This window comes from Desulfovibrio gilichinskyi, assembly GCF_900177375.1.
In the GTDB taxonomy this organism is placed as follows: Bacteria; Desulfobacterota; Desulfovibrionia; order Desulfovibrionales; family Desulfovibrionaceae; genus Maridesulfovibrio; species Maridesulfovibrio gilichinskyi.
Genome location: NZ_FWZU01000003.1, coordinates 252,170 through 273,158, shown reverse-complemented (window position 1 = coordinate 273,158; position 20,989 = coordinate 252,170). Strand labels below are relative to the sequence as shown.

Annotated in this window: 17 protein-coding genes and 1 tRNA gene; 15 read left to right on the top strand and 3 right to left on the bottom strand. The window is 44.2% G+C overall.

What is annotated here, in order from left to right; translation table 11 throughout:
• Nucleotides 1-13: 13 nt before the first annotated feature.
• Nucleotides 14-1,285, bottom strand: coding sequence for an adenylate/guanylate cyclase domain-containing protein (locus B9N78_RS09710; protein WP_085101698.1), 1,272 nt, complete (start codon nucleotides 1,283-1,285; stop codon nucleotides 14-16).
• Between the two features lie 145 nt (nucleotides 1,286-1,430).
• Nucleotides 1,431-2,171, bottom strand: coding sequence for an SDR family oxidoreductase (locus tag B9N78_RS09705; RefSeq protein WP_085101697.1), 741 nt, complete (start codon nucleotides 2,169-2,171; stop codon nucleotides 1,431-1,433).
• Between the two features lie 225 nt (nucleotides 2,172-2,396).
• Between B9N78_RS09705 and B9N78_RS09700 the strand changes: the two genes are divergently transcribed.
• The gene (locus tag B9N78_RS09700; protein ID WP_245805517.1) at nucleotides 2,397-3,893 is read left to right on the top strand and encodes a DNA recombination protein RmuC; all 1,497 of its coding nucleotides are present in this window, start codon (nucleotides 2,397-2,399) and stop codon (nucleotides 3,891-3,893) included.
• 73 nt (nucleotides 3,894-3,966) lie between these two features.
• Here the strand turns inward: B9N78_RS09700 and B9N78_RS09695 are convergent, their stop codons facing one another.
• The gene (locus B9N78_RS09695) at nucleotides 3,967-6,132 is read right to left on the bottom strand and encodes a methyl-accepting chemotaxis protein (RefSeq protein ID WP_245805516.1); all 2,166 of its coding nucleotides are present in this window, start codon (nucleotides 6,130-6,132) and stop codon (nucleotides 3,967-3,969) included.
• Between the two features lie 266 nt (nucleotides 6,133-6,398).
• Here B9N78_RS09695 and B9N78_RS09690 point away from each other — a divergent pair.
• The 14 genes from B9N78_RS09690 (at nucleotide 6,399) to B9N78_RS09625 (ending at nucleotide 20,940) form a co-directional block, all read left to right on the top strand.
• Nucleotides 6,399-6,475: transfer RNA gene (locus B9N78_RS09690), tRNA-Pro, on the top strand.
• A 379-nt stretch (nucleotides 6,476-6,854) separates the two neighbouring features.
• A complete protein-coding gene (locus tag B9N78_RS09685) occupies nucleotides 6,855-7,298 on the top strand; it encodes a hypothetical protein (protein ID WP_212637019.1) in 444 nt (147 codons plus the stop codon).
• A 611-nt stretch (nucleotides 7,299-7,909) separates the two neighbouring features.
• On the top strand, nucleotides 7,910-9,577 hold the full coding sequence (hmcA, locus tag B9N78_RS09680; RefSeq protein WP_085101695.1) for a sulfate respiration complex hexadecaheme cytochrome HmcA: 1,668 nt from the start codon (nucleotides 7,910-7,912) through the stop codon (nucleotides 9,575-9,577).
• Between the two features lie 19 nt (nucleotides 9,578-9,596).
• Nucleotides 9,597-10,649 (top strand): sulfate respiration complex iron-sulfur protein HmcB, encoded by a 1,053-nt coding sequence (gene hmcB / locus B9N78_RS09675; protein WP_085101694.1) that lies wholly within the window; start codon nucleotides 9,597-9,599, stop codon nucleotides 10,647-10,649.
• A complete protein-coding gene (hmcC, locus tag B9N78_RS09670; protein ID WP_085101692.1) occupies nucleotides 10,649-11,821 on the top strand; it encodes a sulfate respiration complex protein HmcC in 1,173 nt (390 codons plus the stop codon). Before hmcB ends, hmcC begins: the two co-directional genes overlap by 1 nt.
• An 18-nt stretch (nucleotides 11,822-11,839) precedes the next feature.
• Complete coding sequence (gene hmcD, locus B9N78_RS09665) at nucleotides 11,840-11,971, top strand: sulfate respiration complex protein HmcD (protein WP_085101690.1); 132 nt, start codon at nucleotides 11,840-11,842, stop codon at nucleotides 11,969-11,971.
• A gap of 38 nt (nucleotides 11,972-12,009) precedes the next feature.
• Nucleotides 12,010-12,687: a sulfate respiration complex protein HmcE gene (gene hmcE, locus B9N78_RS09660; protein WP_085101688.1), complete on the top strand. Its 678-nt coding sequence runs from the start codon at nucleotides 12,010-12,012 to the stop codon at nucleotides 12,685-12,687.
• A gap of 39 nt (nucleotides 12,688-12,726) precedes the next feature.
• On the top strand, nucleotides 12,727-14,121 hold the full coding sequence (gene hmcF / locus B9N78_RS09655; RefSeq protein ID WP_085101687.1) for a sulfate respiration complex iron-sulfur protein HmcF: 1,395 nt from the start codon (nucleotides 12,727-12,729) through the stop codon (nucleotides 14,119-14,121).
• 58 nt (nucleotides 14,122-14,179) lie between these two features.
• Complete coding sequence (locus B9N78_RS09650; RefSeq protein WP_085101685.1) at nucleotides 14,180-15,073, top strand: universal stress protein; 894 nt, start codon at nucleotides 14,180-14,182, stop codon at nucleotides 15,071-15,073.
• Nucleotides 15,074-15,163: 90 nt separating this feature from the next.
• Nucleotides 15,164-15,517, top strand: a complete 354-nt coding sequence (gene divK, locus B9N78_RS09645) for a DVU0259 family response regulator domain-containing protein (RefSeq protein WP_085101683.1) — start codon at nucleotides 15,164-15,166, stop codon at nucleotides 15,515-15,517.
• Nucleotides 15,518-15,658: 141 nt separating this feature from the next.
• Entirely contained in the window at nucleotides 15,659-16,024 is a 366-nt protein-coding gene (gene divK, locus B9N78_RS09640) for a DVU0259 family response regulator domain-containing protein (RefSeq protein WP_085101681.1), read from the top strand.
• A 100-nt stretch (nucleotides 16,025-16,124) separates the two neighbouring features.
• A complete protein-coding gene (locus tag B9N78_RS09635) occupies nucleotides 16,125-18,038 on the top strand; it encodes a response regulator (RefSeq protein ID WP_085101679.1) in 1,914 nt (637 codons plus the stop codon).
• Between the two features lie 159 nt (nucleotides 18,039-18,197).
• Nucleotides 18,198-18,629, top strand: a complete 432-nt coding sequence (locus B9N78_RS09630; protein WP_085101677.1) for an RrF2 family transcriptional regulator — start codon at nucleotides 18,198-18,200, stop codon at nucleotides 18,627-18,629.
• Between the two features lie 43 nt (nucleotides 18,630-18,672).
• Complete coding sequence (locus B9N78_RS09625) at nucleotides 18,673-20,940, top strand: PAS domain S-box protein (protein WP_085101675.1); 2,268 nt, start codon at nucleotides 18,673-18,675, stop codon at nucleotides 20,938-20,940.
• The last annotated feature ends 49 nt before the right edge of the window (nucleotides 20,941-20,989 follow it).

Genomic DNA, 20,989 nt, shown 5'->3' with positions numbered 1-20,989 from the left:
TTAACTGAATCTTTCAGTCACCTTTAAGCAGCGGAAAAACTTCGATAAGTTCACGCTTTCCTTTTGCCTGAATAAATCTGCTTTGCTCCGCTTTAAACCAGCTGTTTAAACCACTTTGCAATGAGGCAAGCACTTCCCTAGAAACAAGTATTTCACCTGGTTCTGCATGGTCACACAATCTTTTAGCAGTATTTACGGTATCACCGATTACATCATAAGCCTTAACCTTAGAGCTGCCCAAAGCCCCTTCCATAAGCGGTCCGTAATGAACACCTATACCGACGGACAGATATATTTCTGAAAGCAGCTTTCCCACCACGGCTGTAAACACAAGAGCAGCTTTAATAGCCTGCTCACCATCAGAAAACACCGCCATAACTTCATCACCTGTGTATTTGGCTTTTACCGCTTGGAAACGTTGCCAGACATCTTCGGATAACGAGAAATACCTGTTCAGCATACCTACGACAACTTCAGGGGAATGAAGCTCGCTCCAAGCAGTGAATCCGCGTATGTCCATAAAAAGTACATACCTTTCCCGCCGTCGTAACCCTAGAGAAGTTTCAGGATCAGATAAAGCGCGGCTGAGCAGCTCTCGGCCAAGTAACCATTCTGAATATTCGCCCAGACGGTCGGTCAGTTCAACCACCTTTTCCATATGCATCATGGAATTAACCCGTTCCAAGCCAATAATGATGCCGAGCATCACTACTACTGAGGCAAAAAAAACGTGACTTCCGTCTGTAAAGAAGACCGAAGGTGAAATATTAACCGGTTTGGAAAGAATTTCAAAAATCCAATACATCCCCAGCATTATTAAAGTGCGCACTAAATTTTCAAGGACTATAAATAACTCCCCGGTCTTGCCGTCAAACTTTGTTCCGAGGAATGAAAATAATCCGATCAAAATTGAAAATCCCCAATAGGCCCAGTGATTAAAACCTTCGAAAAACGCCATTCCGTCAAACATAAATTCAATAACAGTATACACAGCAGGACCGATGAGATTGCCTATAAATTTACGATTCTTCCCTTTAAATTCCCATAAACCTAAAAACCATGCCTGAATCAGACTTCCACACAATAAAGCGTATAGATCCGGTTCAAAAAGAATTTCCTGCCCATGCAGCAAAGCTTCAAGCAAAATATTCGCCAGCGGAAAATGCGCGCTGTTGGAAAAAAATTCATGCGCAACATGATGAAGAAGAGAGCCTCTGAATGCGACAGAGGAGGTCTGAGGGACTAAGGTCAGTGATGAGGTTTTATCAATTGAAGATTCTGTCATGCTTATTCATACCCTATCATTGGATATTTTTACAAACATTTATATTTAAATCACATGTAAAAAAAATGCGGTACGCCAGAAATTCTGGCAAACCGCATTTTGTAGTATAACTAACTACAAATTATACTGTTATCTCCTTCAAAGATTATGCAAAGCCACCGTTAACACGTAGCACCTGCGCATTGACCCATTTGCCATCAGGTCCAGCCAAAAACGAAACCGCAGCTGCTATTTCTTCCGGTGTGCCAAGACGTGGTTCCAGCGGAGCCATACTACCGATTTTAGCAATCTGTTCCTCGGTTTTACCTGCATAGAATAATTCCGTTCCAATAGGTCCGGGGGCAATAGCATTAACAGAAATACCCTGACCGCGAAGTTCATTAGCCAGCACTCGCACTAAACCTTCAACCCCAGCTTTGGCTGCGATATATGGTCCGTACCCAGGGAAAGCCGGCCCGATAACGCTTGATGACAAGGCAATTATTCTCCCGCCACTTTGCAGATATTCCGCAGCTTGCCCTAAAACGATGAAAGCCCCTCGAAGATTCGCATTTATTACTTTGTCGAAGATATCCATATCCGCACCCTTAATGTGCATAAGCGGCATTATCCCGGCACTATTCACCACAACATCAACACTACCAAAAGTCTCCATTGCCGTAACAAACATTCTAGAGACATCTTCAACTCGTCCAACATCACCCTTTATAGCTTTTGCTTTCCCGCCATTATTGATTATATCTGAAACGGTTCTTTCTGCTTCTTTTTCATTGCCAAGATAATTGACAACAACAGAAAAACCATCTTCAGCTAAACGCATAGAAATCGCTCTGCCAATACCGCGCGAACCGCCAGTAACAATAGCTGTTTTGCTTAACTCGCTCATTACATTCCTCCTTTTTCAGCAGCATACCCTTGATTTTAAGAGTAGCTTATTACAAATTACATTTATATCTCACCAGCAGCAACTAAACTTTCATCTCCGCTTTTTTAAAAAAACAAAGTGTATCACACCCCACGCACGCCCAAGCTTGTTAATCAACATCAAAAATTATAGTACAGCAATCTAAACTCTAAGACTTAAAATGATAACTATCCAAGGAAAAACGCTGTGCTCGAATATATTTATTCTTTACCTGTTGAACCGTTTCTGTTTTTAGCCGGATTAATTGTCGGCATCATCGGTGCTTTAGTCTTCCATTTTAACAGAATGACTCTGGCGAATCTGAACGCGCGAAACCGGCTAACGCAGTTAGAAGAGCGCCTTACACGTATCCCAGAACTGAGTCAGGAATTAGCACACGCTCAAGATGAAGTATCTGCCCTCAACCATGATCTTGCCGACCTGCGTGAAAAAAACGGTTCAAGTGAATCCACAATCAATTCACAATCGGAGCAACTTAATAAGGCCGATGAATTAATTAAAACACTTCAAAAAGAGCAAAGCGGATTTTTAGAAACCCAACAAAAGCTAGTGAGAAGCAGAGCAAGATTACAGACAGAACTCGAGAATGAACGCCAACAAAGCATTGAAAAAATTGCTCTGCTGAGCAGTGCAAGGGAAGAACTTTCCAACCAGTTTAAAGCCCTTGCAAATGATATTCTCGAAGAAAAAACAAAAAAATTTACTGAACAGAATCAAACAAATTTAAATCAGCTTCTCACACCATTGAAAGCAAAAATCGGTGATTTTCAGGGAAAAGTTGAAGAAGTTTATTTGCAGGAGAGTAAAGATCGAAGTGCTCTTTCTGAACAGGTTAAACAATTAATGGAGCTTAATCAGCAGCTTTCAGCGGATGCTCATAATTTAACTAAGGCTCTCAAAGGACAGACTAAAACTCAGGGTAACTGGGGTGAACTTATTTTAGAACGGGTTCTCGAAATGTCCGGCCTGCGCAAAGGGCAGGAATATGATGTTCAGGAAAACCATACCAGAAATGACGGATCACGCGCAATGCCTGACGTAGTTGTACATCTGCCGGACAGCAGGCATCTGATTGTCGACGCAAAAGTATCACTCAACGGTTATAATGATTACGTTAACGCAGAAGATGACAACAGCCGGAACAATGCACTTAAACGCCATCTTGATTCAATGCGGACACACATCAAAGGACTGTCAGGAAAGAATTATCAGTTGCTGTACGGTTTGGAATCGCTGGACTTCGTAATCATGTTTGTACCTATTGAATCAGCTTTCATACTCGGCAGTACCCAAGATGCTACCATGTGGCAGGACGCGTGGAATAAAAATGTATTGATTGTAAGTCCAAGCACTCTGCTCTTCGTTATCCGCACAGTTGCACACTTATGGAGGCAGGAACAGCAAAGCCGGAACGCACAGGAAATAGCCCACAGGGGCGCTGAATTATATAATAAATTTGTGGGATTTGTCGAAGATCTCACAAGGGTGGGAGAACGTCTGGGCCAAGCGCAAAGCGCATACGATAACGCCTATGGCAAGCTGACATCCGGTAAAGGGAACATTGTTAGACAGACAGAACTTTTGAAAGAGCTGGGAGTAAAACCTAAAAAAACTTTATCAGCAGATATAGTCAGCCTCAGTTTAGAAAATCCAAACTATAATGAAGCTGATGAACTTATTTAAAATTATTCTCTGCTGCAAAAAAAAGTGACCGAAATTGCTTTCGGTCACTTTTCAATAAGTATTTAGAATCAGCCTACTTCTCGGCCTTCATATCTGCAATGATTGTGATCAGTTCATCAGCCTGTCTGGACATATCTTCAGCGGCTGAACTGGCTTCTGCCGCGGCTTCTGCGGTCTGCATTGCGATTTGATTAATTTCATCAATCGAACGGTTAATTTCTTCAGAGGTAGCTGACTGCTCTTCTGCGGCAGTAGCAATGCTTCGAATCCTTTCAGATGAAAGTTCAACGCCCTGAACAATCTGATCAAAGACGCTACCTGAATTTCGGGAAAGCTCTGTAGCTGTCGAGATGTTATCTACAACGGAATCCATATTCTTAATATTCGCCTGCGCTACCTTCTGTATGCCTCCGATAGAATCACCGACTTCCTTAGTCGCTCCCATCGTTTTTTCAGCGAGCTTTCTAACTTCATCAGCTACAACTGCAAATCCTCTTCCGGCTTCGCCGGCACGGGCTGCTTCAATAGCGGCGTTCAGAGCAAGCAGATTGGTCTGGTCTGCAATATCTTCAATTACATTCATAATGGTTCCGATGTCATGCGCCTGCTGTCCCAGTTTCCCCATATCCACTTTCAGATTTTCTGCCTGTTTCTGGATTGCGTCCATCGATCTGACTGTTTCGGTGATTACTTTTGAACCTTCAAGTGCACTGTTCTTAGATTGATTAACCTGCTCGGCAGTATCTCCGGCATTTCTGGCAACTTCGAGAACTGTTGCATTCATTTCTTCCATAGCGGTAGCTGTTGAATGAATTCTTTCACGTTGCAGTTGGCTGCCGTTCTCAATTTCCTGCGACTGAGAAAGCATATCTTTTGACCCGGCTGAATTGCGCTCAGCAATACTTTCAAGCCTGTCAGCAGCCATATGCATTCCTTCAACTTTTGCACATTCAGCTCTTGCCTGTGCTTCAGTCGCCTGCGCAACAGCTTTTTCAGCTATCAGAGTTTTTTCCTCGGCCATGGCCTGCTTTTCCTTGATTTCAGTAATGCCCTGTTCAAGTTTTTCAGTCATGCCGTTAACCGAACCCTGCATTCTCCCGATCTCATCGGTAGATTTTGCAGGAAGGCGAACAGTAAAGTCACCGTCAGCTATCGCTTCAAGCGCACCAACCGTCGCATGCAGCGGTTTCGTAATTGAATTAGAAATCAAAAATATCGCGATTATCACTAAAATTATCCCGGCAAGCCCCAAGCCAAGCATCATATTGCTTAAATCTTTGGCCTCAGCGAGGACATGATTCATCGGGATACTTAATCCCAAAATCAGTGGGCTATGAGACCTCCCTAAAATAATCGGAACGAATACATAATAAGTAGCCCCGTTGTCCGATGTTTCGTACTGTGCATAAACCTTTCCTTTGAGGACCTGATCTTTTACCTCTGCTCTGATAGATGCACTTATATTTTCATCTGTGAAGAAATTCTTTTCCCCTTCAACATATTCTTTGCTTTGGGGATGAGCCATATACCGTCCGCTGTTGGACAGCAAAAAGGCATATCCTGTCCCGAAAACGTCAAGACTGTTTATAAATTTATCAATGGTATTCATCGGGAAATCAACCCCGGCAACACCTATGAATTTACCGTCAAGATTTATGGGAGAAATCATGTCGACCATTAACACATTTTTGTCGCCGATTGCATATGCGTAAGGTTCCATGACAATCTCACCATCATTCTTTTTAGGTAGAAAGTACCATGCACCATCGGCATTATCCTTATCATAACCTACGCTGGGTATTACTTTGAGCTGACCGGAATCACGGTATACCCATGGAACGAATCTTCCGTCAGGATTATGAAATTCAGCTCCTTTAAAATCATCATCTCTTCCGTCGAGAGCATTCGGCTCTAAAGCAATATAGGTACCAAGAAATTCTTCATGGTCCTTAAGAAAATTTTTGACTGATCCCAGTAAAACTTCTCTGGAATCGTGACCTTTCTTCGCGGCCATTCCTTCAACTATGAGGGCAATAGTACGCGCGGAGGTCATAGCTCCAGTCATATCAGTATCTATCTTATTCGCATAACTTTGCGCCATTTCAATGCCTTGTTTTTCGGCACCGTCACGCATTTTATTAATAAAGATATTTTCCTGAATCAATGTAAGACCTATAATTACAGGTACAACGATTGCCAGAATTATCATTATTTTCCAACGAAGATTTAAATTTCTCAAAGTAATTCCTCCAAATAAATTAAATACAATAAAATCTAAGGCGGTTATTCATAATAATAATACACTAACTAATTATAATAACAATCTATGTCCTTTAAAAAGAGCCAAATAGACACTCTCTTGTAACAACTAAAATAATATTAAAAAAGGTAAAAATTGCGGTCATAAGTAAAACCCTAAAAATAACGGTGATCAATTACTTACATATCAAAATAGATAAAAAAGTTGACTTATAAAAAACAATTCAATATCAAACCCCTCCGAGTCGGGATGTAGCGCAGCCTGGTAGCGCACTTGAATGGGGTTCAAGGGGCCGGAGGTTCAAATCCTCTCATCCCGACCAAAAAGGCTCGATATAAAGGCTGGTTAACATAATGTTAACCAGCCTTTTTTTATGGAATTTGACAAAAAAATTACGCAATTACGACTATAAGTTGAGTCTCCCAAATGCGGATTTTGTTACTCAACTCGATAGCTTGATAAGACTTTTTTCTGCCATTCGTCTCTTAAACTAAAACTGCAAAACACTCTTATACACTCTCCAATAATATAAAAATTACTATTTTATAATTATTGACACGATATATTAATACAAATAAACAGATATTTTTGTACGAAATAAACTTATAATTTATTGAGGTAAAATTGTTATGAAGTTAAAAGCTATATTTTTATTATTGTTATTAGGAATGTCATTAAGCGTTAGCGGATGTTCAGTTTATATGGCGGCTAATCAGCCGGACGGCAAAGAAATGTCTATGATCATTGAGGGGCAACCCAGATCAGTAATGCTCGGAGAATTCGGACAGCCTGTCAGCACAGTTAAGCGAGCTGACGGCTCAGTAGAATATGATGTTTTTTCATTTGTTGACGGCTACTCAGGCGGAGCGAAAGCAGGACGAGCCTTATTTCATGGCGTTGCTGATGTTTTTACATGCGGTTTATGGGAAGTGGTAGGAACTCCCGTAGAATCAGTCGCTGACGGAAATAAAATGTCTTACAAAATTTTATATAATGAACATGAAGAAGTACAAACGATTATACCTCTTTCGAAAGATGCTCAGAAATATGAAAAAAAGCGAAATAATGGTTTAGCCGGCATTTCAAACACTTCACAAAGCTCAATCCAAAAAACTGCTGAGTCAAAATATAGATCACCAAAATAGACTTCAACTTCCGGACGAAATGCCTTATTTAATATTACTCACTCCTATCGAAATTTTACGATCCTGTGATTCCTTTCACAGGATCTTTTTTTTATGTTTAAATTTTTTTTCAGACATCAATTCTTCTAAATCACATCTAATTATTTAATCAATATATTAAATAGTTATTCAATAGAAACTTGCATTGCACCAAAGAAAAGACTCCTAAAATCGCATAAAATAACTGTCCGCATGTTTATTTTTAAAAAGGCTTAAAAACCCTATTGTTACAGCAAATACTTTTTTTAACTGTAACTTGAAATCAGACGGTTTAAGTCGGTTATTTACAAGAAAAGAGAAGCGTTTTTTATCACGCCCCCCCTTGACGAGACTATAAATATTAACATACCTATCGAGCAGGTAAAAATACCTATCTAAAGAGGAGGTATTAATACCTCCTGCATTGATAGGGAATGAGGCGCGTCGAATCGGTGTGTCCGGATTTTTTTATATCGGCTGCTCCCTATGAGGGATTATGAGTCGGAAAATCCGGAAATTCACGAGGAGAGGCAACAAAGGACGCTAAGTATAAAGCTGCAACGTCCAATGCTTTGAGAGAGGGGATCGATATCATGGCAAACGGAAAAAAATTATTGCGATTGTCCAGTCTTCTGATCATCCTTGTCGGGGTGCTCGGCTTCCATTTGGAAGCGATGAGTATGGTAGGAACCCCGCAAGATGAAAGCAATGAGCGTCCGGATCTAATTATGATCGACACTATTGCTGCTCAGCAGAAACTGGAATTGCCTGCGGTTGTGTTTCTACATGATGCACACACAAAGGCATTAGCAGAACAGGGTAAGGACTGTACTGCTTGTCACCAGAAAAAGAAGGACGGCAAAACCTCGCTCAAATTTATGAGAGTCGAGAACGGCAATCCTGACCAGCTTAAGGAAATTTACCACAACGGCTGTATCAGCTGTCATACCAAAGAAGCAGCAGCAGGCAAAAAAACCGGACCTCAGGTCGGTGAATGTCGCAGTTGCCATCAGGTTGACCCCGAAGTTAAAGCGGAACACGCAGCAGCACGCATGGATAACACCTTGCATTTCCGCCACTGGGACTCAAAAATCATTAAAAATGATAAGGGCCAGGACACTAACTGCGGAAGCTGTCACCACGAATACGATAAAGCAACACAGAAGCTCGTATACGTAAAAGGACAGGAAGAAGGGTGCGTGACCTGTCATACTGCCAAACCTGAAGGTGATGTAAAAACAAACACTTCAGAAGCTTTCCATGAGCAGTGTATAACCTGCCACAAAGACCTTGCAGCAGCCAAAGCCCAAAAATACGGCCCTGTTCAGTGTGCCGGATGTCATGGTCTTGCTGAAGCCGCAGACATTAAAGCTGACGACGCCAAGTTGCTGAAAAAAATGGGCGGAACATTACCGCGTCTCCCGAGAAAGCAGCCTGACGCAGTACTTCTGACTGCTCCGGCTCCAAAAGGAACCGTCGGCAACGAAGCTGCCAAAGGCGAAATGATTCCTGTTGCTTTCAACCACAAAGCTCATGAAAACGTTACAGATTCATGTGCATCATGCCACCACAAAACTTTAAAGAAATCATGTTCGGAATGTCACACCGACCGCGGTTCCAAAGAAGGTGGATTCGTTTCTCTGGATCAGGCTATGCACAATCCTGACAGCGCACGCAGCTGCGTAGGTTGTCATGCCATCAAGCAGAAAGATCCCAATTGTGCAGGTTGCCATGAGTTGATGCCTAAAGCAGCTCTAAAATCCAAAGAATCCTGCGTTGTCTGCCACAACGGTCCTAAAGGTGATACAAATCCGGCAACTCTTGACGCCTCCGCCAAGGCTGAGCTTGCTGCAGACCTCATCTCCGAAAGACCTACTTCTCCGACAATGCTCGATACTGCTGATATCCCTGAATTCGTTACCATCAACGCTCTGGAAAACGAATATAAGGCAAGCAAACTTCCCCACCGTAAGATAATTCTCACTTTGGTGAAGAACATAAAAAGCAGTCCACTAGCGAACTCGTTCCACAACTCTCCTCTGACTGTCTGTGCAAGCTGTCATCACAACAGCCCTGCATCCAAGACACCTCCGAGTTGTGCAAGCTGTCATGCTAATGCGTCAGTTAAAGAAATAGACGGACGTCCGGCTCTCAAGGCAGCCTATCATGGCCAGTGTATGACCTGTCACAAAAGCATGAAACTCACGAAGCCTGCTTCTACCGACTGTTCATCCTGTCACGAACCGAAAAAGAACGGCTAGCCCGAAGGAGAACGGATAAATGTTACGCAGAACATTCCTCGGAATGCTTGGCACAGCCTGTGTGGGAGCCTCAATTCCAAGTGTAGCGTCAGCTAGCAAAGAATTCAAAGGCTACCCCGGCAGCAAGGGCGTCCTTTTCGACGCAACCCGCTGCATAGGTTGTCGCAAATGTGAATCAGCATGTAACAAAGTCAATAATTTGCCCGCTCCGGACAAAAAATTTGATGATCTGTCAGTGCTGGACACAAAACGCAGAACCGACGCAAAGACTCTTACTGTTGTTAATAAATATGAGAGCGGCAAAGGCCCTCTTTTCCGCAAGTCACAGTGTAACCACTGTATGGAGCCGGCCTGTGCTTCAGCTTGCTTTGTAAAAGCATTTAAAAAACTGCCTAACGGAGCTGTCGTCTATGACGAATCAGTGTGCGTAGGCTGTCGCTACTGCATGGTAGCATGCCCTTTCGAAATTCCGACTTATGAATATGACGAACCTCTGCACCCGAGAGTTATGAAGTGTACTATGTGCGCTCCTAGGCAAGCTGAAGGCAAATTGCCCGGCTGCGTAGAAGAATGCCCTAAAGAAGCTTTGGTTTTCGGCGAAAGAGATGAACTCATCAAAATCGCACGCGATCGCATTAAGCGCAATCCGGACCGTTACATAGATCACATTTACGGTGAAACTGAAATGGGCGGAACAAGCTGGCTCTACCTCTCCGGAGTTCCTTTCTCCGAACTGGGAATGCGTGAAGATTTAGGAACAAAATCTGCTCCTGAACTTACTGCAGGCGCGCTTGCATCCGTACCGATGGTAGCTGGTCTCTGGCCGGCACTTCTCGGCGGCATTTATGCAATAAGCAAACGCAAAGATAAAGTTGCTGAAGAAGAAAAGAAAGAAGCCGTTGAAAATGCTATCGCCAAAGCCAGCGCGCAAGCCGAAAAGACTCTTTCTGAAGCACTCACAAAAGCAGATGTCGCTAACAAGCGTCAGATCGAAGTTGAAGTCAAGAAAGCTGTAGAAGAAGCCCTTGCTCCTAAAGATGAGCAGGAAGAAAACAGCGAGGAGGAATCCTAATGTCCAATCCCGGCAACGCAGGATCAAAATCTGCAATCACTCCGTTTAATGTGATTGCAGGTGCCATCATTGTTATGGGGCTGGTCATAACTGTTCTCAGATTCACCAAAGGGCTGGGTGCTGTCACCAATCTTGACGACAACAACCCTTGGGGAATTTGGATCGGATTTGACCTTCTCTGCGGCGTAGCACTTGCGGCCGGTGGATATACCACCTCTGCAGCATGTTACATCTTCGGACTTAAACGGTTTCACTCCGCAGTACGTCCGGCAATTCTAACAGCATTCCTCGGATACGCTCTGGTGGTTTTTGCACTGATGTACGACCTCGGTCGTCCTTGGAGACTGCCGTTCCCTATATTCTATCAGCAAGGAACAACCTCCCTGCTTTTCGAAGTAGGTCTGTGCGTTATGATATATCTGACAGTACTGTTTATAGAATTCACTCCTGCCGTTTTCGAATGGCTGGGCATGAAGAAACTCAGAAACGTCGTAGTCAAACTGACTCTGGCTCTGACTATATTCGGAGTAGTACTTTCAACACTTCATCAGTCCTCTCTCGGAGCACTGTATACAATTGCACCGTCTAAGCTGCACCCACTGTGGTACTCGCCTTATCTGCCGGTGTTCTTCTTTGTATCCAGTATCGCAGCAGGGCTCTCAATGGTAATTTTCGAAGGAACCCTTTCCCATAAAAAACTGCACCGCATGATGGATGAGGAATACCTCAAACACCATGACGGCGTAGTTCTCGGATTCGGTAAGGCAGCATCTCTGGTGCTCTTCGCATACTTCGCCATCAAGATGATCGGACTGGCATACGGCAACAACTGGCATTACCTGACAACAGGCTACGGTGTGTGGTTCATGGTTGAAATGATCGGTTTTGTTGCACTGCCTTGTTTCCTCTACGCTCTCGGTGTCCGTGAAAAGAATCTGTCAATTATCAGGAATGCAGCGATTATCACTGTTCTCGGTATCATTCTCAATAGATTCAACATTTCACTGATAGCGTTTAACTACCACCTGCCTTCGTCAGAAAGGTACTTCCCCACTATGATGGAGATAGGAATTTCCATCTTCGTGGTCACCTTAGGTGTGGTTATATTCCGTTTCATTACCACTCGGATGCCGATTTTCTTCGAACATCCGGACTACAAAGGCAAACACTAGTCGCCTAGGAGAAATCAAATGGAACTACACAACCTGCAAGAGTACTACACTTTCACCAAAGGTATCGTGTACTTGATCATGGGCGGAGCTCTTATCGGAGTAACTCTGTTCTGGCAGTACCTGATGGGTGGAAACAACAACGACGATTAAATCTACAATGATTTAACCGATACTTGAGGAGATAAAAAATGTACGATTTTCTAACAGGGCCTATGCTCTGGCTGACATTCATAGTCAGCTTCGGTGGCCTGTTGGTGCGCGTCGTGCTCTACATAAAGGGCCTCAGCCAGCAGCTTGACCGAGTAGCTTACCGCGCTCACATGTCCTATGGACTTAAAGGTGCGTTCAATTCAATCATCAGCTTCCTGAACCCCGTAGGCGCCCGTCTCTGGAGAATTCGTCCAGGGTTCACGCTTATGTTCTTTGCATTTCATATTGGGATAGTGATCACTCCTATTTTCCTGATCGCTCACAATGTAATGCTACAGGAAAACCTTGGAATCAGCCTTCCGGCTCTTCCAAGCGGCGTAGCTGATTTTATGACATGGATGGCAATTGTTGCAGGTCTGTTATTAGCTCTGCGCCGCGTTGCTTTCCCTGAAGTAAGAATTGTTACCACAGCATATGATTATCTGATGATAGTGATAACCTTAGCTCCTTTTGTTACCGGGCTTATCTCCAGATATGCAATCGGTGACAATCAGTTCTGGCTTATCGCCCACATCATCACGGGTGAAATCTGGTTGTTGAGCCTGCCCTTCACAAAGCTCAGCCACGTTGTTCTGTTCTTCATGTCCCGTGCACAGCTCGGAATGGATTACGGCATCAAACGCGGCGGCATGAAGGGTTCCTCCATGTCCTGGTAACAGGAACCGATTCATTCAGACTCATAGAGGAGAAGCACAATGCCTGAAGGAAAGTTATGTAATAGAAACCCGATTAAGACAGATGAACAGCTTAAGCTGACTCTGTCCGACAGTCGCGGTAAGCAATACTACGAAGAAATGAAAGAACTGGACGTCGATTCTGACGCCCTCTGGGGAGCAATCCAAAAGACACTGAAATCCAGAACCAAAACATGGCTGGAAATCTGTGCTCATTGCGGACTCTGCGCCGAAAGTTGCTTTCTATATCAAGTTAACGGTCGCGTACCTACTCAGGTACCGTCTTATAAGATTCAGTCCACACTTGGACAGATTATAAAAAAGAAAGGTAAAGTAACCAACGAATTCATGCGTCACTGCATGGATGTCGCATGGTCACAATGCACATGCTGTAACCGTTGCGGAATGTACTGTCCCCACGGCATAGACATGGGTGTTATGTTCTCTTACCTCAGAGGCCTTCTTTACTCTCAGGGATTCGTTCCGTGGGAGCTTAAAATCGGTTCCGGCATGCATCGCGTTTACCGCGCCCAGATGGACGTAACCACCGAAGACTGGGTTGAAACCTGCGAATGGATGGCTGAAGAAACCGCTGAAGAATGGCCGGGTCTTGAAATCCCCGTGGACAAGCAGGATGCAGACATCATGTATACCTGCAACGCACGTGAACCTAAGCATTATCCTGAAGATGTAGCTGAAGCAGCAATTCTATTCCACGTAGCCGGTGAAAACTGGACCGTACCTTCAGAAGGGTGGGAACAGACTTCCCTCTCCATGTTTGCAGGGGACTGGGAATGCTGTAAAGACAACGTCCTTAATGTATACAGTGCCATTGAACGTTTGAACCCTAAACGTGCAATCGGAACCGAATGCGGACACGCTCATCGCGCAACAGTTATTGAAGGACCATACTGGGCCGGCCGGCCTGACGGTTTACCTCCTCGTCCTTACATCCACTACGTAGAATGGCTGGCTGAAGCATTACGCACCGGCAAGCTTAAAATTGATCCTGCAAAAAGAATCAAAGAGCCTGTCACCCTGCAGGATTCCTGCAACTACGTTCGTAATCAGGGCCTTAAAGATATCACCAGAGAAATCATCAGCTATATAGTTGAACCTGGATACTTTGTTGAGATGTCTCCTAACAAAGAGCACAACTACTGCTGCGGCGGTGGTGGTGGATTCAACGGAATAGGCATGTACCGTGAGCAGCGTAACGTTGCTCTGCGCAAGAAAATGGATCAGATCCTCGCTACCGGCTGCAAGCTGGTTATCGCTCCATGCCATAACTGCTGGGATGCTATCCGGGACCTTGAGGAAGAGTATAAAATCGGCATCCGCTGGTCATTCCTCAAGCCGCTGATTATCGGTATGCTGGATGTGCCCGAACATCTGTTGCCACAAGACGAAGAGTAACTACGACCTTTATCGGCAAGAGAGTAGCATCAACAGTCCGCAACGAACGAGGTGTCACATGTTTAAAAAAATTCTTTTGGCCACCACCGGATCTCCGGCAAGCTTCGGAGCTGCCCGCGTAGCCTTCGATATGGCCAAACGCTACGGCTCGGAAGTAACAATCTTCCATGTTCTGGGAGTGCCTACCAAGGCTTTCTCTAATTTTGTTAATGATGTTCGTACCGGCGAAGAAGTTGAAGTGGATGAAGAGTATATCTCATGGGTTGAAGAAGAACTTAAGACCACTTACGCAAAACAATTCGCAGGTGCCGAGAATGCCAGAATCGTGATTACTACCGGTGCTCCACACCGGGAAATTCTACGCGAAGCACGTGCGCAGGATGCTGACCTTATCGTTATGGGCGCAAGCTCAGGCGATAACGCCATATACCGTAAAGGTTATCCCGGCAGCACATTGCAAAAGGTAGCTAAAGCAGCCCGCTGTCCAGTGCTGACTGTGCATCGTGAATCCGCATCATACTGGGGCGGTTTCTCAAGCATCTTATTTGGAACAGACTTCTCCAAACAGGCTGTAAGCGCATTTAAATTTGCTCTTAACACAGCCCGTGAGCTTGATTGTACTCTGACCATCTTCCACGCGCTGGACATCAGCGGCAAGGTTCTGGATCAGACTCAGATTGAAGATGACCTTATCGTCGCCCGCAAGCGCATCCGTGAAACATACGTTCCGCTGATGGGTGACTTTAAGAACTTTGATATCGAAGTGTGGGAAGGAGCTCCTTACGTGGAGATAGTTAAACTTGCCCGTGAAAAACAGGTGGACCTTATTGTTATGGCTCACCACACTCACGAGCTTGACGCAGAAAAGGCAAAGATCGGTTCCACTGTGGAACAGGTCATTATCCGGGCAAACTGCCCGGTTGTCAGTGTCAGCAAGCCGGATAAAGTTTAACTGCCTACAAATGGCCGCAGCCGATCAATCTCGGTCGGCTGCGGGTTTTAAAATTTGCCGGTTAATTCTAGCTTCATCAGGAGGATTGTTATGTCTAAGAAAATTTTAATCGTAGATGATGATCAAGAGATTCGTTCTTACTTAACCGAACTGTTCGGTGACAACGGCTATGAAACAGTGACCGCCGAAGACGGAAAGGCCGCTATAGAAGTTGCTGAGAAAGAAATCCCTGATCTGATCACACTTGATCTGGAAATGCCTAATGAATGGGGTCCACGCTTTTATCGTAAGCTGACCCAGAACGAGGATCTTAAACGAATCCCTGTCATCGTAATCAGCGGTCTTAATGCTAACCAGTATGCAATTACTAAAGCAGTTGCCACACTGACCAAGCCTTTCGATGCGGATCAGTTAATCGGAATCGTTAAAGCGACAATCGGCTAAGTGCTTATAAAATCTGATACGGCCGATCTGCAACCTGGTTACAGATCGGCCTAATTTACATTGGCAGGGCAGACTGGTATGGTGCCGCTTTTCTCCATAGCGGGAATTATTTCCCGTCAAATAACACCATAGGTGATAAGCATGCCCAAAAAGATAATGGTTGTTGATGATGATCCGGATATTGTTGAATATCTGGTCAACGTGTTTGAAGACCACGGTTACCTGACCTGCCGGGCCTTTGATGGAATCACAGCTTTCGATGTTGCCTTGGAAGAAAAGCCGGATTTAATAACACTTGATCTTGAAATGCCGCATGAATGGGGCCCGCGTTTTTACCGCAGGCTAACTCAGGAAGACCAATTTTCAGATATACCTGTTATCGTAATCAGCGGTTTATCGGGCATTCATCTTGCCATCAAACGTGCAGTCGCAACAATAAAAAAGCCTTTTGACCCTACGGATGTAATAGAAATCGTCAGAAAAGCTCTCAGTGATACTGAGGACTAGCTTTCTGACAAGATAGCTGTAAATTGCGCCGCAACTTTTACAGCAACAACATATTCCCGGGAAAAAAGCCGGAACAGTTTTATGTTTTTGGAGGAACGGGATGAGCAATGAAAAGTTAATGCTTGTAGATGACGAGGAAGGCATAAGACGCTTTCTCGGGCTCACTCTTGTAGATCTTGGATATACTGTCCAGACTGCTGAAAACGGTCAAGCAGCACTGGAATTGCTTAAATCCTTTCGGCCTTCCATCATTCTTACAGATATTAAAATGCCTCAGATGGACGGCATTGAACTGCTTAAAACTGTAAAGCGGGAATTTCCTGAAATTGAAGTCATCATGCTGACAGGGCATGGCGATTTAGATCTTGCAATTGAATCACTTAAATTTGACGCTGCGGACTTTATCACAAAACCTATAAATGATGAAGTTCTTGAAATTTCTCTGGTCCGGATTCTGGAAAAAATCCAGATGAAAAACAAACTCCGTGAATACACCGAGAATCTGGAACGTTTAGTCGATGAAAAAACTCAAAGAATAATCGATCTTGAACGTCAAACTGCGGCCTGTCAGGTAATTGAGGGACTCAGTACGGCCCTATCAAATGCATCTAATGAGATGGAAGACGACTCCGGACTTTTCAATGAACTGCCCTGCCTTGTTTCAATACACACCAGATATCTGGAAATAGTTGCCGCCAATAAGCTCCTTAAAGAACGCCTTGGGGATGTTATAGGTAAAAACAGTTTCGACATTTATTCAGACCGGACATCCGGGGCAAATGCCTGTCCTGTTCAAAAAACATTTTCCACTGGTAAAGGGCAACGCAGCAAAGAAACATTCCTTGGAAAGGACGGAGAAGAAATTCCTGTCACAGTATACACCGCCCCCATTGCGAATAAAGAAGGCGAAATAGAACTCGTTCTCGATATTTCAGTGGATATGACTGAACTGAAACGCCTCAAAGACGAACTCCTGACTACTCAGCATAAATTCGAGCGATTATTCGATGAAGCTCCCTGCTATATTTCTGTACAAAATAAAGATTTCAGTATTGCCGAAGTTAATCGCCGTTTTAAAGAAGATTTCCATGACGCCCCCGGTTCACTGTGTTTTAGAACCTACAAGCAGAGTCTTGAGCCATGCGCGGAATGCCCTGTTCAGCTAACATTTCAAGATGGCGAATCCCATCAAATGGAAACAGTTGTAACAACTAAAAAAGGTGAGCAGAAAAATATGCTGGTATGGTCTGCTCCGATTCGTGATCTTTATGGAGAAATTACGCAGGTAATGGAAATGTCCACCGACATTACAGAAATACGGCGACTGCAAGACCATTTAACCTCACTGGGATTTATGCTCGGCTCCATGTCGCATGGAGTTAAGGGAATGCTTACCGCACTGGACGGCGGGATTTACAGACTTGAATCAGGACTGCGCAAAAATGATCAGGAACGGATAGATGCGGCTACGGCGGTACTTAAAAACACTGTCGGGCGGGTTAAAAAAATGGTTCTGGATATTCTCTATTACGCAAAATCACGCGAGCTTGAGCTTGAATCCGTAGAAGCTTCAACCTTCCTTAACGAAACAGTGATGCTGGTAGAGCCAAAAGCCAAGAACGCCGGACTTGAAATTAATATAAACATACCGGAAAAACTCGGCACAATTAAAATCGATTCGAGTGCTATGTCTGCAACTCTTGTAAATTTTCTCGAAAATGCAGTAGATGCCTGTGATAAACCGATTGAAGGCAGAAAACACTCCATAGGGTTCTCTGCATCTTTAAAAGAAAAGAACCTGATAATTGTAATATCCGACACCGGGATTGGTATGGATCAAGACACCAAAAATAAAATTTTCACTCTTTTCTTTTCATCTAAAGGTAAGAAAGGAACCGGAATCGGTCTTTTCATTTCCAACCAAACGATTGAACAGCACGGCGGAAAAATAGAGGTGGAATCCGAACTTGGCAATGGAACGGTTTTCACAATTACCCTGCCATGCACAGTTTAAACGACACCTTTAAACAAGCCGCAAGGGATTCTGGATTCTTAACTCTACTCTGTTTAAAGCCGTTTTTAGCCTCTTTCAAAATTCTCTCCATCCTGTTATCTACTCAATGTAAACAACGCTCTTTGCGTTAATCTAAATAACAGAGCAGAGATATATTCTATGAAATTAACCACCCGAAGCAGATACGGAGCACGCTTGCTGCTCGATATAGCTCTCCACTCCCAAAATGGTCCTGTCCCGAGCAAAGACTCAGCCAGGCGGGAAGGTATTTCTCTTAAATACCTTGAAAAAATATTAAAAATGCTAAAACAGGGCGGATATATCAAAGGTAAACGCGGCCCGAACGGCGGAAACGTACTTCTCCACGCTCCAGAAGACATCTCCATCGGAGCTATTGCCCAGATTTTAGACGGTCAGGAAAAAATTCTGGACTGTGTCGGAGATGAAACCTCCTGCCCACGCTCTGCCGTCTGTTTGCGTCGTTCTATATGGGAAGATGCAAATCAGGCCATGTATAAAATGCTCGACTCATATTCTTTGGCGGACCTGATGAAAGACTCTTATCTCTGCCCTGCGGAAAGGCTTAAATAACTTACAATCGACCTTGTATTTAATGCCTGATGGAGCAAATTCCGTGTTCAAACGATTACGCGAAAGTTTAATCATGAAAATGATTCTGTCAGGCGGCATCACTCTTTTGCTAAGTGTTCTGCTCTGGACAAGCTTCAACGTTCTATTTTTCAAAAAAAATATCACTGAAAATGTTATGTCGGACATCGCAATGCTGTCCGACACCATTTTGCAGAGCCTCCATTACGCCATGATGCTCGACTCCAAAGAAGACATCAAAGAAGTAATCCACAACATCAGTAAGCAACGCGAAATCAAAAGCATCCGCATCTATAACAAAAAAGGGCGGATTGTCTTTTCCAATAAACCATCCGAAATCAACATGGTCATTGATCTGAAAACTGTATCCTGTTGGACCTGCCATCAATACGATCCTGTCCCGGCGACCATGACCCTGACAGAACGCAGCCGCATGCAAACAGTCAACGGCGAAAAGACCATAAGTATTATGACTCCCATTGCCAACTCGCAAGGGTGCGCCCCCGGTCCATGCCATGTTCACGCAACTGAAGAGCGTCTTCTGGGACTGTTGGATATGGAAGTCTCAATGGAAAAGAAAAGTTCCATGATTGCGACATTTGAACGCGCAAATATAACAATTGCCTTGATTGTTTTTATGGCGACATTTGCCGCTCTTTTTGTCTATGCCTATAATTTTATTTTCAAGCCTATTCGACAGTTGATTACTGCTACTAAAAATATTGGTTCGGACAAAGAATTTGTCGGAATAGAACTTGATCAGGCAGATGAAATAGGCGCGCTGTCCGACGCCTTTAATATGATGGGCCGGCAGGTTATGGAAAAGCACAGGGAGCTTACTGAACAGAAAGAAGAATATCGGGAACTGTTCCATAACGTGCCTTGTCTTGTAAGTGTTGTAGACCTCAACTTCCGAGTTATACGCCACAACAAGGTTTATGAAGAACATTTCGGAAAGCCGGACGGAAGACATTGTTACCAGATCAATAAGGACCGTGACAAAAAATGCGTCGAGTGTCCGGTTGAAAGGACTTTTTTTGATCTGTCCCCGCACATGAGTGAAGAATCCGGTCTTTCCAAAACAGGCAAGCCCATCCATTGGATTGTATACACGTCTCCTATCAGAGATCATTCCGGTAAAGTTGTTGCCGCAATGGAAATGATGATCGACATCACTCCGCGTAAAGAACTCGAAGAACGGCTGGCAGCTTCCGAACAACGGTACCACGCTATTTTTGATTCTATCCCCGGAGCAGTCTTTGTCGTCGATGCTGAAACTTTGGTCATTCTTAACTGCAACGAGCCTGTCAGCACCATTTACGGATATTCTGCTGAAGAAATACTGGGCAAAAATTTCACGGAATTATTCAGGGAAGACGAACGTCCTGATTATGGGCATCTGGTTAAAATCAAAAAAGAAATCGGTCCTTGCACCCAGGTCACCAAGTACAACAAGAACATTTACGCAATCATGCGCATGTCTCCTGCAAGATTTCGTAGCAATAAGGCTCTGATTATCACCTGTAGCGATGTGACTAAAAAGCTTGAGGCCGAGCAGCAACTCATTCAGGCAAGCAAAATGACCACTCTCGGCGAAATGGCTTCAGGTGTCGCGCATGAGCTTAACCAACCACTGGCAATTTTAAAAACAATCAGCAATCTGCTTATGCGCAAAGTTTCCCGCGGGCAAGTTATCGACCCTGAAATTCTGCGCGAAATGGCAGAAGGAGTTGATACTCATGTGGACCGTGCAAGCAAAATTATTGAACACATGCGCGAGTTCGGGCGCAAAGGTGATCTCAAAACCATGCCCGTGCAGGTTAACGATGTACTAAAACGCGGCTTTGAATTTTTCAGCCAGCAGTTGCGGGTGCGCAATATAGACGTAGTATGGGAACTTGATGAAAATCTTCCTTTCATAATGGCTGATTCAAACCGTCTGGAACAGGTCGTTATCAACCTGCTGATCAATGCCAGAGATGCGATTGAAGAACGCTGGGCCGAAAGTTGCCCGCTTTCAGAGGACAAAAAAGTTTTCATCAGTACGTACTTTACCAATACCAGAGTAATCATGGAAATTTGCGACACAGGACACGGCATCCCCGAAGCAATCCAAGACAGGCTGTTCGAACCGTTCTTCACCACCAAAGATGTAGGGAAGGGAACGGGGCTCGGGCTTTCAATATCCTACGGAATCGTACAAGATTACAAAGGAGCAATACAGTCCTCCACCCGCGAAGGCAGAGGAGCCTGCTTCACCATTGCATTCCCGCGCATGGAGGTTGGAGGTTGATGGAAATATGATTTCTGAGTAGGTTCCCCACTCAAACGCCAAGCGCGAT

What these genes read in the sequence shown, in the direction of transcription:
- B9N78_RS09630 (WP_085101677.1), top strand. Translation starts at nt 18,198, where the DNA reads ATGAAATTAACCACCCGAAGCAGATACGGAGCACGCTTGCTGCTCGAT.
- hmcB (WP_085101694.1), top strand. Translation starts at nt 9,597, where the DNA reads ATGTTACGCAGAACATTCCTCGGAATGCTTGGCACAGCCTGTGTGGGA.
- hmcA (WP_085101695.1), top strand. Translation starts at nt 7,910, where the DNA reads ATGGCAAACGGAAAAAAATTATTGCGATTGTCCAGTCTTCTGATCATC.
- hmcC (WP_085101692.1), top strand. Translation starts at nt 10,649, where the DNA reads ATGTCCAATCCCGGCAACGCAGGATCAAAATCTGCAATCACTCCGTTT.
- hmcE (WP_085101688.1), top strand. Translation starts at nt 12,010, where the DNA reads ATGTACGATTTTCTAACAGGGCCTATGCTCTGGCTGACATTCATAGTC.
- hmcD (WP_085101690.1), top strand. Translation starts at nt 11,840, where the DNA reads ATGGAACTACACAACCTGCAAGAGTACTACACTTTCACCAAAGGTATC.
- B9N78_RS09685 (WP_212637019.1), top strand. Translation starts at nt 6,855, where the DNA reads ATGGCGGCTAATCAGCCGGACGGCAAAGAAATGTCTATGATCATTGAG.
- B9N78_RS09650 (WP_085101685.1), top strand. Translation starts at nt 14,180, where the DNA reads ATGTTTAAAAAAATTCTTTTGGCCACCACCGGATCTCCGGCAAGCTTC.
- hmcF (WP_085101687.1), top strand. Translation starts at nt 12,727, where the DNA reads ATGCCTGAAGGAAAGTTATGTAATAGAAACCCGATTAAGACAGATGAA.
- divK (WP_085101681.1), top strand. Translation starts at nt 15,659, where the DNA reads ATGCCCAAAAAGATAATGGTTGTTGATGATGATCCGGATATTGTTGAA.
- divK (WP_085101683.1), top strand. Translation starts at nt 15,164, where the DNA reads ATGTCTAAGAAAATTTTAATCGTAGATGATGATCAAGAGATTCGTTCT.
- B9N78_RS09635 (WP_085101679.1), top strand. Translation starts at nt 16,125, where the DNA reads ATGAGCAATGAAAAGTTAATGCTTGTAGATGACGAGGAAGGCATAAGA.
- B9N78_RS09705 (WP_085101697.1), bottom strand. Translation starts at nt 2,171, where the DNA reads ATGAGCGAGTTAAGCAAAACAGCTATTGTTACTGGCGGTTCGCGCGGT.
- B9N78_RS09710 (WP_085101698.1), bottom strand. Translation starts at nt 1,285, where the DNA reads ATGACAGAATCTTCAATTGATAAAACCTCATCACTGACCTTAGTCCCT.